The 12,232-nt window shown below is 63.0% G+C and carries 12 protein-coding genes and 1 other RNA gene; 5 read left to right on the forward strand and 8 right to left on the reverse strand.

Going from position 1 to position 12,232, the window contains the following annotated elements; genetic code table 11:
* The first annotated feature begins 121 nt into the window (after positions 1 to 121).
* Positions 122 to 883 (forward strand): DUF1013 domain-containing protein, encoded by a 762-nt coding sequence (locus RAZWK3B_RS19185; protein ID WP_007818134.1) that lies wholly within the window; start codon positions 122 to 124, stop codon positions 881 to 883.
* A gap of 81 nt (positions 884 to 964) precedes the next feature.
* Here the strand turns inward: RAZWK3B_RS19185 and recR are convergent, their stop codons facing one another.
* The 3 genes from recR to RAZWK3B_RS19200 form a co-directional block, all read right to left on the reverse strand.
* Entirely contained in the window at positions 965 to 1,558 is a 594-nt protein-coding gene (gene recR, locus RAZWK3B_RS19190; RefSeq protein WP_007818136.1) for a recombination mediator RecR, read from the reverse strand.
* 173 nt (positions 1,559 to 1,731) lie between these two features.
* The gene (locus RAZWK3B_RS19195; RefSeq protein ID WP_007818138.1) at positions 1,732 to 2,076 is read right to left on the reverse strand and encodes a YbaB/EbfC family nucleoid-associated protein; all 345 of its coding nucleotides are present in this window, start codon (positions 2,074 to 2,076) and stop codon (positions 1,732 to 1,734) included.
* Between the two features lie 108 nt (positions 2,077 to 2,184).
* Entirely contained in the window at positions 2,185 to 3,975 is a 1,791-nt protein-coding gene (locus RAZWK3B_RS19200) for a DNA polymerase III subunit gamma/tau (RefSeq protein WP_007818140.1), read from the reverse strand.
* 197 nt (positions 3,976 to 4,172) lie between these two features.
* Between RAZWK3B_RS19200 and RAZWK3B_RS19205 the strand changes: the two genes are divergently transcribed.
* Both RAZWK3B_RS19205 and RAZWK3B_RS19210 read left to right on the forward strand, forming a co-directional pair.
* Positions 4,173 to 4,655, forward strand: a complete 483-nt coding sequence (locus tag RAZWK3B_RS19205) for a protein-tyrosine phosphatase family protein (protein ID WP_007818142.1) — start codon at positions 4,173 to 4,175, stop codon at positions 4,653 to 4,655.
* Positions 4,656 to 4,919: 264 nt separating this feature from the next.
* Positions 4,920 to 6,281, forward strand: a complete 1,362-nt coding sequence (locus tag RAZWK3B_RS19210) for an SNIPE associated domain-containing protein (RefSeq protein WP_007818144.1) — start codon at positions 4,920 to 4,922, stop codon at positions 6,279 to 6,281.
* Between the two features lie 25 nt (positions 6,282 to 6,306).
* On the opposite strand, the gene RAZWK3B_RS19215 is transcribed toward RAZWK3B_RS19210, so the two are convergent.
* The 4 genes from RAZWK3B_RS19215 to RAZWK3B_RS19225 all read right to left on the reverse strand — a co-directional run bounded on the left by RAZWK3B_RS19215 (position 6,307) and on the right by RAZWK3B_RS19225 (position 9,588).
* Positions 6,307 to 7,080 (reverse strand): methyltransferase family protein, encoded by a 774-nt coding sequence (locus RAZWK3B_RS19215; RefSeq protein ID WP_007818145.1) that lies wholly within the window; start codon positions 7,078 to 7,080, stop codon positions 6,307 to 6,309.
* Positions 7,081 to 7,133: 53 nt separating this feature from the next.
* Positions 7,134 to 7,400, reverse strand: coding sequence for a hypothetical protein (locus RAZWK3B_RS19220; protein WP_007818147.1), 267 nt, complete (start codon positions 7,398 to 7,400; stop codon positions 7,134 to 7,136).
* Between the two features lie 154 nt (positions 7,401 to 7,554).
* Positions 7,555 to 7,653: signal recognition particle sRNA small type (gene ffs, locus RAZWK3B_RS20805), an RNA gene on the reverse strand.
* A gap of 9 nt (positions 7,654 to 7,662) precedes the next feature.
* A complete protein-coding gene (locus tag RAZWK3B_RS19225) occupies positions 7,663 to 9,588 on the reverse strand; it encodes a bifunctional 2',3'-cyclic-nucleotide 2'-phosphodiesterase/3'-nucleotidase (protein ID WP_007818149.1) in 1,926 nt (641 codons plus the stop codon).
* 230 nt (positions 9,589 to 9,818) lie between these two features.
* Here RAZWK3B_RS19225 and nudC point away from each other — a divergent pair, with 230 nt between their 5' ends.
* Together nudC and RAZWK3B_RS19235 are read left to right on the forward strand one after the other, a co-directional pair.
* A complete protein-coding gene (gene nudC / locus RAZWK3B_RS19230; RefSeq protein ID WP_007818151.1) occupies positions 9,819 to 10,787 on the forward strand; it encodes an NAD(+) diphosphatase in 969 nt (322 codons plus the stop codon).
* Between the two features lie 54 nt (positions 10,788 to 10,841).
* Positions 10,842 to 11,309: an SRPBCC family protein gene (locus RAZWK3B_RS19235; RefSeq protein WP_007818153.1), complete on the forward strand. Its 468-nt coding sequence runs from the start codon at positions 10,842 to 10,844 to the stop codon at positions 11,307 to 11,309.
* Positions 11,310 to 11,339: 30 nt separating this feature from the next.
* On the opposite strand, the gene RAZWK3B_RS19240 is transcribed toward RAZWK3B_RS19235, so the two are convergent.
* Entirely contained in the window at positions 11,340 to 12,173 is an 834-nt protein-coding gene (locus RAZWK3B_RS19240; protein ID WP_007818155.1) for a prephenate dehydratase, read from the reverse strand.
* Positions 12,174 to 12,232 lie beyond the last annotated feature (59 nt).

The following is a 12,232-nucleotide window of genomic DNA, read 5'->3' on the forward strand; positions in this document are numbered from 1 at the left end:
TCAATTTGTCACGTGGGACACTATATAGCCGCCAAGTTCCCCGACAACGGAAACCCGCACCTGGTCAGGTGCCGCCGAGTCCGGCGACGGGGAAGATATGCGTGAAGGAGGCCCGAAACACATGGCTAAACCGCTTATGGCAAAGGCCACCGCCGTCTGGTTGGTGGACAATACGACGCTCAGCTTCAAGCAGATCGCCGATTTCTGCGGGCTGCACGAGCTTGAGATTCAGGGAATCGCCGACGGCGATGTGGCCTCGGGCGTGAAGGGGTTTGACCCTGTGGCCAACAACCAGTTGACCCAGGCCGAGATCGAAAAGGCCGAAAAGGATCCACTTCACAGGCTGCAGCTCAAGTTCAACCCCGCCGCCATTGGCGAGGAAAAGCGCCGTGGTCCGCGCTACACCCCTCTGAGCAAGCGGCAGGACCGTCCGAACGCGATCCTCTGGCTGGTCAAGTTCCATCCCGAGCTGGTCGACAGTCAGATCGCCAAGCTGGTGGGCACCACCAAGCCGACCATCCAGACGATCCGTGAGCGCACCCATTGGAACATCTCGAACATGCAGCCGATCGATCCGGTTGCCCTTGGTCTGTGCAAACAGTCCGAGCTGGACGCCGCGGTGCAGAAGGCCGCCGCGAAACGCGCCAAGGAAGGCGAGGCGCTGAGTGATGACGAGCGCCGCAAGCTTCTGAGCACCGAGCAGAGCCTCGAGGCCAGTGCCGAACCGCGCATGCCCACGGCGATCGAAGGGCTGGAAACCTTCAGCCTGAGTGGCGATCCGCGCGACGAGGATGATGAACGAGAACAGAAATACGACGCTGACAGCTTCTTCAACCTGCCTGACAGCGACGATGACGAGGATGAGGACGACGATCGCCGGTAAGCACCGCATCGTCGTTCCTGAAAAGACCCGGCCGCATGATGCGGTCGGGTTTTTTGTTATGGTGGTGCAGGAGTCCGCGCCTCAGACCTGCTTGCGTGCGGCTAGCGCGGCACCGATCGTGCCATCGTCCAGATAATCCAGCTCGCCACCGATGGGCACGCCTTGGGCCAGCGATGTCAGAGTCACCCGGCCGTCCAGCTGATCGGCGATGTAATGCGCGGTTGTCTGGCCCTCAACCGTGGCGTTGAGGGCCAGGATCACCTCGGTGATGGACTCGGCGGTGACCCGGTCGATCAGCTGCGGGATGCGCAATTGTTCGGGGCCCACCTGATCCAGGGCGCTGAGCGTGCCGCCAAGCACATGATAGCGGCCCTTGAAGGCATGACCGCGCTCCATCGCCCACAGATCGGCCACATCCTCGACCACACAGATCTGTCCGTTGGCGCGTTTTTCGGCAGCGCAGATGTCGCAGATTTCGGTGGTGCCGATATTGCCGCAGTTGAGGCATTCACGGGCGGTGGCGGCGACGCGCTGCATCAGGTCGGCCAGCGGGATCAGTTGCAGATCGCGCTTGGCGATGAGATGCAGCACCGCACGCCGGGCCGAGCGCGGCCCGAGCCCGGGCAGCTTGGCCATCATCTCGATCAGGGCGTCGATGTCGCGGTTCGATGACATTGTTCAGGCCGATGCAAGGGCGGTAGGGGAGGAAGCGAGGGGCCAGCCCCTCGCGCTCCCCGGGATATTTGAGGCCAGAAGAAACCTAAAGCGTTTCGCGAAATGCAGTGCTCCGTTCAATCGTTGCAAACGTTCCGCCTTTCGCTGGTGCCTCAGGGTAAAGGTGGAATGCTTTAGAAGGGCAGCTTCATGTCCTTGGGAAGGCCGAGGCCTTCGGTGAGCTTGCCCATTTCTTCCTGGGCGCGGTCGCTGGCCTTTTGCTGCGCGTCCTTGATCGCGGCGAGGATCAGATCCTCGACCACTTCCTTGTCGTCCGAATTGAATATGGACGGGTCGATATCGAGAGCCTTGAGTTCGCCCTTGGCGCTGCATGTCGCCTTGACGAGGCCGGCGCCGGAAACGCCTTCGACCATCATGTTGTGCATGTCTTCCTGCAGATCGGCCATCTTCTGCTGCATTTCCTGGGCGGCCTTCATCATCTTGGCCATGTCGCCCATTTGGCCCAATCCCTTGAACATTGTCTTCTCCTTGGTGTCAGGGCCGGGGCGGCCCGGCACATCTGGATCTTTGGTTTCGTTACATCATATCGGTCGGCGGATGGCGACTGGCAAGCCGTTCCGCGCAATTCAGTCTTCCTCGAAGGGGTCCCATTCATCCTCGACTTCGGGCAGTGCCTCGGCGCCGGCTTCGGCGGCGATGTCGGCCTCGGTGCGGATCGAGGTGATCTGCGCCTTGGGAAACGCCGAAAGCACCGCTTGCACCAGCGGATGGCGGCTGACCTCGTGGCGCAGGGCGGTCTCGGCGGCGTCGCGCTGTTCGGCGATGGTGTCGGCGCCGCCTTCGTTCACAAGGCTGATGCCCCAGCGGTTTCCGGTCCAGCGTTGCAGCGCGGCGCCGAGACGCTGGGACAGGTCCTGAGGCGCGTTGCCGGTGGGCTGGAAGGTGATGCGGCCGGGCCGGTAGGAGACGAGCCGCATGTTGGTTTCCACCTCGACCAGCAGCTTGACGTCGCGGTGGGCGCGGATGAGTTCGACCACATGCTCGAAGGTCGGGTAATGGGCAAGGGCGGTCTCGGCGGCGACCGCGAGGGCTTGTTGGCCACTTGGGGCCCGCGCGCCGGGGGCGGAGGGGCCGGGATGGGCCGCTGCGGGTATGGTAGTGCTTTGGCCGGCGCTGGCGCCGGAGGTGCGGTCGTGAGGTGCCGGGCCTGTGGCGCCGACCCCGGAGCCGGGCGGTGGGGATGCGGGGGGCGGTGCGTCGCGCAGTTTACGCACGAGCTCTTCGGGCGTGGGAAGATCGGCCACGTGGGTCAGTCGGATCACGGCCATTTCGGCGGCCATCATGGCGTTTGGTGCCTCGGCCACCTCGTCGAGCGCCTTGAGCAGCATCTGCCACATCCGGGTCAGGACGCGCATCGGCAGGGCCTCGGCCATCTGCTGGCCGCGGGCGCGTTCGTCGGGGCCGATGGTGGGGTCGTCGGCGGCTTCGGGGGTGATCTTGACCACGGAAATCCAGTGGGTGATCTCGGCCAGATCCCGCAGCACCGCCATCGGATCGGCGCCTTCGGCATATTGGCCGCCCAGTTCGGTCAGGGCGCCGGCGGCATCGCCTTTCATGATCAGATCGAAGAGGTCGAGCACCCGCCCGCGATCGGCAAGGCCCAGCATGGAGCGCACTTCGGCGGCGCTGGTTTCGCCGGCACCATGGCTGATGGCCTGATCCAGAAGTGATGTGGCGTCCCGGGCCGAACCTTCGGCGGCGCGGGTGATCAGGGCAAGGGCGTCATCGGTGATCTGCGCGCCTTCGGCATCGGCGATCCGGCGCAAGAGCGCGATCATCACCTCGGGTTCGATCCGGCGCAGATCGAAGCGCTGGCAGCGGCTAAGGACAGTCACCGGCACCTTGCGGATTTCGGTGGTGGCGAAGATGAATTTCACATGCGCGGGAGGTTCTTCGAGCGTCTTGAGCAGCGCGTTGAACGCGCTTGTCGAGAGCATGTGCACCTCGTCGATGATGTAGATCTTGTAGCGTGCAGAAGCGGCACGATAGTGAACGGAATCAATGATTTCGCGGACGTCGCCGACGCCGGTGCGGGAGGCGGCGTCCATTTCCAGCACGTCAACGTGGCGGCCTTCCATGATGGCGGTGCAATGTTCGCACTGGCCACATGGCTCGGTGGTGGGGCCGCCCTGACCGTCGGGGCCGATGCAGTTCATGCCTTTGGCGATGATCCGGGCGGTGGTGGTCTTCCCGGTGCCCCGGATGCCCGTCATGATGAAGGCCTGCGCGATCCGGTCGGCCTTGAACGCGTTTTTCAACGTCCGCACCATCGCGTCCTGCCCCACCAGATCGGCAAAGGTTTCGGGCCGGTATTTCCGGGCGAGCACCTGATAGGGTCTGGTGGGTGTGTCGGTCATGCGGAGCCTGTCGGATTCGGAGGTCGTTGCCAGCCTAAAGCGGGGGGCGGGGGGCGTCCACCATCTAAAGCGGGCGGTGCCGTGTGGCTTGCTTTTGAATGGGCTTGCGGCAAGGATATGCGGGAAGAAGGGCGGGACAGAGCGCGTTCGGAGCGCCGGGAGACGAGGCCCGGAATATAACTTAGAGCATTGTAATCATGACAGGATTTATCATTCACGCCTTGCAGGTCGCAGATGGTATACTGGCCCTGGCGCCGATGCCGGGGCGGGGCGGGCATTATGCCGAGGACATCGCCCATCTGCGCGACTGGAAGCCGGCGCTGGTGGTCTCGATGGTCACCTTGCCGGAGCTTGCCTCGCAGGGGGCGGGCGATCTGGGGAGCGATGTGCAGGATATGGGCACAAGGTGGATGCATGTGCCGGTGACGGATATGGACATTCCCGACCCCGAAGGCGAGGAGGCCTGGCATGTGGCCAGCAATGCCGCGCTGTCGGCGCTGCAGGGGCGGGGCCGGGTGTTGATCCATTGCATGGGGGGCTGCGGGCGGTCGGGGATGGCGGCGCTGCGGCTGATGATCGAGGCGGGCGAGGCGCCGGAGGCGGCGCTGGCGCGGCTCAGGGCGATCCGGCCCTGCGCCGTGGAGACGGAGGCGCAGTTGGCATGGGCGCGGCGGGTGTGAGGGTCGCGAATCAGGGTTAAGGCGCTGAATAATCAATGAAAACGCTGTTCGGCATCACGTCGGTATTACGTCGGTATCGCGTCGGTGTGGATATCGGCAGATGCCGTGATTAAGGCAGCGTGCGTTGCATTGAGGTGACTGAGGCCACGTTCATGTAGACGTCCCGGCAGGTTGTCAGGCCGAATTTCAGGTTGTTGCTTCTCGTTGAGTGCCTTAGCTTAAATTTCTCGTATTAGGTGAAATTTAAGGTGGAGGAGATAACCTATGGATCCAACCTCGGCCCTTCTATTGCTGCTTTTCGTCTCGGGTCCCATTTTTCTTGTTTTGTGGCTCTTAGCACTGAGGAAAATCCGCGATTTACGTAGGGAAATCACTTTAGTTTCAGAAACGACACATAAAGAAATCTCAACGTTGAGGGAAAAATATGCCGACCTGATTTCTCGGGATGATGCCATAGCCGAGCGAGATGAAACTGTTCGAGAATTGGATAGCTCGATCGCTAAGCTGCGTGACAGCTACGCGGAGAAAAAGGAGTTCCATGACAAACTCGTGCAGCAGTTGGCGATATATGATGATCGTCTCTCTTTTGTTGAGTTGGGTGTTTATGAACCACACTTTGATTTCAACGACAGCGAGCTTTTCAAAGAGCAAATAAAGAAGGTTCGCGAAGATCAGAAAGTTCTGATCAGCAGGAAGACTGCCTGCATCTGTCCTGCGAATTGGACTGTGGATGGCAGCCTCGCCAAGGGCGCGACGATGATTAACCGTCAAATGAGGCTTACCATGCGAGCATTCAACAACGAGTGCGAGGCAGCAATCGCGAATGTTCGCTGGAATAACGTCAATGCGATGGAAAAGCGGATAAGGAACGCGGCCACACAGATCGATAAGGCAAACGAGTCCATGTCGCTTACCCTTGCGCCTTATTATGTTGGGTTGAAAGTGCAGGAGTTGTTCTTGACCCATGAATATCGAGAAAAACTCAAACGCGAGAAGGACGAACGCGCTGAGCTAGCGCGTCTTGAGCGAGAAGAACGGCGCCTTGAGAAGGAAGCGGAGGCTGCCGAACTGGAGGAGCGAAGATTTAAGGCGCTGCTCGACAAGGCCCGTCAGGAAGCTGGTGTGGATGAGAGTCGCATTGCCGAACTCGAAGCTGCCTTGGCCGAAGCTCATGAGAAAACCGAGCGAGCGAAGGCTATGGCCGAGATGACAAAGTCCGGGTTCGTCTACATTATCTCGAACATTGGTTCTTTCGGAGAGGATATCGTGAAAATCGGTCTTACGCGGCGGCTGGATCCTTATGACCGAGTCAAGGAATTGGGGGATGCATCCGTGCCGTTCGGGTTCGATACACACGCGATGATCTATTCGGACGAAGCGCCAAAGCTGGAAGCAGCCCTTCACAATGAATTCAGTGAGCGGCGGATCAATATGGCAAACCAAAGGAAAGAATTCTTCCGTGTTGATCTGGAAGAGGTCGAAGAGGCGGTTCAAAGGCTTGCCCCTGAAGCAGACTTCTTTCGAAACCGCGAAGCGCAGGAGTGGCATGAAACACTGGCGCGAAGAAAACTGCGTATCGAGGTAGAAGCTGAAAATGCCGAGGCTGTGTTGCCCGCGTCAATCTAGGATGATCACCCCGATCGGGGCGTTGTCAGCGGGAGCGGGGCAAGCGCGGCAGGATGTAGGGTGTGCGGGACTGGTACCGGCGGAAGCGGTCGCCATAGAGAGCGGCGAAGCGGCGTTCCTTGAGCCGGGGGGCAAGCAGGCAATAGGCGGTATAGCCAAGCGCCAGCGCCAGTTGATCGGGTGTCCAGACCGGCACGGTCCACAAGGTCAGTGCGAAGCCCACATAGATCGGTTGCCGGATCACCCGGAAGAGGCCCGTTTCAGGCATGTCGGGAAATCGGGGGCGGATTTTCTGAACCAGTGACATCCAGCCAAGCGCGCCGGACTGCACCTCGGCGCCGGCGTCATAGCTGGCCTTGATGAGGATGAGCCATGCAGAGGCATAGGCGGTGCACAGAACCCAGAAGGCCGCGCCCTCGGCCCGCCACCAGACGATGCCGCTTGGAGTCCAAAGGATGAAAAGCGCGGCCAGCTGTGCAGAGGCGATGATCGCATAGGTTGTGGTGGCGAGTGTCGCCCCGTAGCGACGTGGTGCGAGCTTGGCCAGAAAGGCGCGACCGCGCGCCGTGAGCAACACCGAATGCGCCAGAGGGAATTGCAGGATCAAAAGCGCATTGGCCAGAATGTGCCAAGGGGCGGGTACGCGGCCCAGGCTTTCGCTCATACCAAAGAACATCGCCACGATCATCGCGATCACCGCCACGGCGAAGACGGCGTGACAGATCACGCCATAGGCCACGGCCAAGGCGATGCGCCCGACGCCGGGGGGCGCACGAAAAAGACCCGTCACTAGGCGCATGAGCCGAATGAAGGGTGTTTCCGTCTCAGGTGTCACGGGGGACGCGCTGCAGGCTACAGAAGCAGGCGCCAGACCAGATAGTTTGGAGCGACACAGACAAAGGTGATGCAGCCGATCTTGGACCAGAACACGGCGCGTCCAAGCCAGCCTTCGCCACGGCTTGCCGGCGTGAAGCTGTCCAGGCTGGCCATGACGGCATAGCCCATCGCCTCGGATTTGCGGCGCTCGAGCTTGAGAGAGGCCATTGCTTTTTCATACACGTCCTGCTGGCGCAGCGCCTCGGCGGTGCGGCGATCCGTGTCGACTGTTTGTCCGTCCATCTTTGCCTCCGATTGAATGCCACGGGATGCACATAGGGCGGTGCCGCCGGGAGGAAAGGCCGACACCCCCGACAAGTTGAGGGAAATCGGCCCTGAAGGTGCGACCAATTGGCCGATGCCCGGCAAAAGCGGCACAGAACCGGGGAGGGTGGGAAGGTGAGAGGTTGGACAACGACCCAAGCGGGGCTCGTTACGGCTGCTTCCTTCCGGACCTGACCGGGTTGGCGAGGCGCCTGCCCGCGCCAACCTCTCGAGGAGGTGTCTAGGGGTCTTGCGGCGGATTCGCAAGGGGCGCATCGGCGCCCAGAGGCAGGCGCAGGCGCAGGAACCCTTTGGCGTCGCAGCCCAGCTCTTCGGCGCCGAGTGCGCGTATGTCCCACGGGTGGCGGCGCAGTCCGGGGCCGGTATCGACCAGCACGCTGGCCCCGCAGACCGGGCGCAAGGCCCAGCCGATGCCGCGGCGCGCGTCGATCGGGGGGCCGCGGCGCACATGGTTGACCAGCGCATCGCGCACCTGCAGGGCGGGAGCGTCGAGGATGTCGTGGTCGACCAGCATAGGATAGGGGCCGCTGCCGGAGGCGCGGTATGTGTTGGTCGCGAGCACGAAGAGGTCGGTATCCCTGACGGGCCGGCCCAGACGCCGCAGATCGCGGGTGCGCCATGCTTCGGTGTCGATCAGGGTGCCGTCCGGGCCGAAGCGGGCGGGCTGGCCCGGATCGATGCGGTAGGTGACGCCGGAGACCGTGTCGAAGGCATGGCCGGGAAATCTGGGGTCGAGCAGAGGTTGATCGGCAAGGCCCGGCCGGATCTGGTGAAAGCAGCTGGCGGCGCGTTCGAGCCAGTCGCGCAGCTGGGCGCCGGTGATGCGCGCACAGGTCAGGGTGTTGGGGAAAGGATAGAGATTGACGGCATCCCCCATGCGGAACGGACCGGGCGTGATGTCGATGTAATGATAGGGGCCGGCGCGCCCGCCGGTGCGAAAGGGCGCCGTGGCAGACAGGACCGGCAGGCCCTCGGCCCTGGTGCCAATAAGCGCGCGTGCGATGGCGGCGGTTTGGGCTGCGTTGACGAGCGCGGTCACCGGATCGTCGCGGATCAGCGCCAGATAGCTGTGCAGCGCCGTGCGGGTGGTGTTGAGAGGCTTGCGCATCGCCGAGACGGTCCGGTGATGGGCACGACCCACCGCCCGGAGGATCGCCGGATCGGGAGGTGTGGGCGGTGTTCCGGGGGCGTGCTGGACCGGGCGCGCCTCGCAGTGGTGGCGCGTGATGCGCCAGCCGCGCGCGTCTTGCCTGAGGTCAAGATCGACGATGCCGAGATGCGATCCGGCGAAACCGGCCATCACCGCTGGAATGCCATTGAGCGTGCCATGGGCGGCATCCACGCCGGAGAGGCCCGCGTGATCGGGGCCGGGAAAGACCCTGTGGCTGTGGCCTGCCAGAACCACGTCGACCCCTGGAATTGCGGCCAGCGGCAGGGCGGCGTTTTCCAGCCCCGGATGATCGGTGGCGGCGTCGATCCCGGTATGGGCCAGCATGACCACCAGATCGGCCCCGGCGGCCCGCAAGGCCGGGGCTTGCAGCCGTGCGGTTTCGGTGATGCCGGAGGCCATGACCCGGCCCTCGAGGTGATCGCGGTTCCATTTGGCGACCTGGGGCACCACCACGCCGATCACCCCGATCCTGAGATCGCGCAGCTGTCCTGCCTCATCTTCGAGCCGGCGTTCGAGCAGAAGGGTCGGGGTGGCGGGAAGCCGGGTTGTGCCCATTGGGTGCAGATTGGCGCAGACGACGGGAAAGCGGGCCTGGGACAAGGCCGCGCAGAGGAAATCGAGGCCGAAGTCGAATTCGTGATTGCCAAGCGCCGCGCCATCGTAGTCCAGAGCGTTCATTGCCGCGATGACGGGATGCGGGCCGTGCCAGCCGCTGGGGTCCGGCAGCAGATCACTGAGCGCGCTTCCCTGCAGGAAATCGCCATTGTCGAACAGCAGGCAGTTGCGCGCCTGGGCACGGGCGGCACGGATCAGCGTGGCCACACGCGCCAGCCCGCCCTGCCACTGGTTGCGCTGGTCGAGATAGTCGAAGGGCGCGATATGTCCGTGAATGTCGGTTGTTTCGAGCAGTCTGAGGTGGAGGGTCGCAGAGGAACCGTTGACCCGGGGCGGATTGGGGGAGGCGTGGTTTTTCAACGGGGCGCAACCGCATCAAGGGCACGAAACGAGACGACCGGAGCCAAAGGCCGGGCGACCAGAGGTCAACAGTAATGGTTAACAAAAGGATAATAACGCATTAAGAGAGAAATGCAAACATAGTAAACAATCTTAACGTGTATGGTGGCGATGCGGCATGACGTCGCGCGTCCGGAGCGGCTTGTCGGGACTGCGGGAACATGGCACCTGACGCGCGAAGGAGACGCGATATGAGACATGCCGAAACAGTAACCTTCGGGGGATCGGGGCTGGACCGGGCCGCGGAACTGCGCGGGGACATGGAGGAGCTGACCCGGGCGATCGAGCGGGACGGGGCCTGTGCGGTGCTGTTCTGGCGTGGCAAGCCGCTTGTGGAAGGGGGCGGTCTGGACCGGCTGGTGCGGCTGGATCTGGATCATCCGGTGCTGGCCGAGGCCGATGGCGCGCCGGTGCTGCTGGGGCGCGAGGAGGGGCGGCTGGTCTTTGCGCATGACCTGTCGAGCTGGGCGCCCGAGGATCTGGATGACAGCCAGCTGGACCGCTTTCTGGACCCGACCGAGCAGCGCCATCCGGCGCTTGCCCAGAGCATGGCCTTTGCCAAATTGCGCCGGATCATGAGCGGGCTCAGCCCGCGCGATGCAGAGTTGGCGGCGACGGGAAAGGCCGTTCTGGGCTGGCATCTGAGCCATCGGTTCTGCGCGCGCTGCGGGGCGGAAAGCGAGATGGCGCAATCGGGCTGGCAAAGGGTCTGCGGCGCCTGTGGCGGGCATCATTTCCCGCGCACCGATCCGGTTGTCATCATGCTGATCACGCGTGGCAACAGGGTGTTGCTGGGCCGGTCGCCGGGCTGGCCCGAGGGGATGTATTCGTTGCTGGCGGGGTTCATCGAACCGGGCGAGACGATGGAGGCCGCGGTGCGGCGCGAAGTGTTCGAGGAAACCGCCGTGCGCGTCGGGGAGGTGGGGTATCTGGCCAGTCAGCCCTGGGCTTTTCCAGCCTCGCTGATGATGGGATGCCGGGGCGAGGCGCTGAGCGACGAGATCACCATAGACCCGCATGAGATCGAGGATGCGCAATGGTTCACGCGGGAGGATATCCTGCGGGCTTTTGCGAAGGAGCACCCGTTTCTGGCGCCTGCCAGACAGGGAGCGATCGCCCAGTTCCTCTTGCGCAACTGGCTTGCGGATACGCTGGATTGAGGCAAGAATGCCGGCTTGTGGGTAAAAGTGCCATGCATTGGAGTGTGAACAGCGATGAAAATGAACGCCCGGGAGGATGTCGAGGCTCCGATCGATTTCGTCTATGAGCAGATCACGGATTTTCAGGCGTTCGAGCGTCGTGCCATGCGGCGCGGCGCCGAGGTGCTGAGGGTCGACGATCTCAAGGCGGATGGGCCGGGCATGGCCTGGGATATAACGTTCATGCTGCGCGGCAAACAGCGCGAGGTGCAGATCGAGCTGGCACGTCTGGACCCGCCCAACGGGCTGACCATGGCCTCGCGTTCGCCCACAATGGGCGGACAGATGGTGGTGGAGCTTGTGGCGCTGTCACGCAATCGCACGCGGCTCAGTCTGGACATCGAATTGGTGCCCAAGAACCTGACGGCGCGCTTGCTGGTGCAGTCGCTCAAGCTGGCGCGCAAGACGATCACACGCCGCCTGCGCAAGCGCGTGTCCCAGTATGCGCAGGAATTGGAAGAGCGCCAAAGTCGCGTGTCGTGAGATGAGGACCCGCCCGACCGGGCGGGCCTGTTAGTGGCGGCCCGGATCGGCGGGGTAGACACCGAGCATCCGCACCTCTGAGGTGAAGTAATCCAGCTCGTCGAGCGCGCGTCTTACGGCGGGATCTTCGGGGTGGCCTTCGATATCGGCATAGAATTGCGTGGCGTTGAAGGACCCGCCCACCATGTAGCTTTCCAGCTTGGTCATGTTGACGCCGTTCGTCGCGAAACCGCCCATCGCCTTGTAGAGAGCGGCGGGAATGTTGCGGACCTGAAAGACGAATGTCGTCATCATCCCGTCATCGCCGCGCTGGGAATGGTCAGGATCGCGGGACATCACGAGAAAGCGCGTCGTGTTGTTGCCCTCGTCCTCGATGTTGCGGGCGATGACATCCAGACCATAGATCTCGCCGGCGAGTTCGCTGGCCAGAGCGGCCAGGGACGGATCGCCGGTTTCGGCGACCTGACGGGCCGAGCCTGCGGTGTCGGCGCCGGTGACACGTTGGATGTCATGTTCGTGCAGAAATTCGCGGCACTGGCCCAGAAGCATCGTATGGCTCATGGCGCGGTCGATATCGGCAAGCGATGCGCCCGGCAGGGCCAGCAGGTTGATATGCACGCGCACGAAGGCTTCGGCGATGATGTGCAGGCCTGACTCGGGCAGCAGGTGGTGAATGTCGGCGACACGTCCGAAGGTCGAGTTCTCGACCGGCAGCATGGCGAGGTCCGCTTCGTGACTGCGCACCGCCTGAATCGCGTCTTCGAACGTGCGGCAGGGCATGGCCTCCATGTCGGGATAGGTTTCGCGGCAGGCCTGATGGGAATAGGCGCCTGGCTCGCCCTGGAAGGCAATGCGCTTGGTCATGATGGGTGGTTCCTGTGGATTGGTCCGGGGTCGGTCGATTGGTCGCGCAAACTACACCT

Origin of the sequence: Roseobacter sp. AzwK-3b (assembly GCF_000170875.1) — a bacterium.
Lineage (GTDB): Bacteria > Pseudomonadota > Alphaproteobacteria > Rhodobacterales > Rhodobacteraceae > Roseovarius > Roseovarius litoreus.

Coding starts and splice junctions, on each gene's coding strand:
- RAZWK3B_RS19235 (WP_007818153.1), top strand. CDS start 10,842: ATGAAAATGAACGCCCGGGAGGATGTCGAGGCTCCGATCGATTTCGTC.
- nudC (WP_007818151.1), top strand. CDS start 9,819: ATGAGACATGCCGAAACAGTAACCTTCGGGGGATCGGGGCTGGACCGG.
- RAZWK3B_RS19210 (WP_007818144.1), top strand. CDS start 4,920: ATGGATCCAACCTCGGCCCTTCTATTGCTGCTTTTCGTCTCGGGTCCC.
- RAZWK3B_RS19220 (WP_007818147.1), bottom strand. CDS start 7,400: ATGGACGGACAAACAGTCGACACGGATCGCCGCACCGCCGAGGCGCTG.
- RAZWK3B_RS19200 (WP_007818140.1), bottom strand. CDS start 3,975: ATGACCGACACACCCACCAGACCCTATCAGGTGCTCGCCCGGAAATAC.
- RAZWK3B_RS19215 (WP_007818145.1), bottom strand. CDS start 7,080: ATGCGCCTAGTGACGGGTCTTTTTCGTGCGCCCCCCGGCGTCGGGCGC.
- RAZWK3B_RS19195 (WP_007818138.1), bottom strand. CDS start 2,076: ATGTTCAAGGGATTGGGCCAAATGGGCGACATGGCCAAGATGATGAAG.
- RAZWK3B_RS19205 (WP_007818142.1), top strand. CDS start 4,173: ATGACAGGATTTATCATTCACGCCTTGCAGGTCGCAGATGGTATACTG.
- RAZWK3B_RS19240 (WP_007818155.1), bottom strand. CDS start 12,173: ATGACCAAGCGCATTGCCTTCCAGGGCGAGCCAGGCGCCTATTCCCAT.
- recR (WP_007818136.1), bottom strand. CDS start 1,558: ATGTCATCGAACCGCGACATCGACGCCCTGATCGAGATGATGGCCAAG.
- RAZWK3B_RS19185 (WP_007818134.1), top strand. CDS start 122: ATGGCTAAACCGCTTATGGCAAAGGCCACCGCCGTCTGGTTGGTGGAC.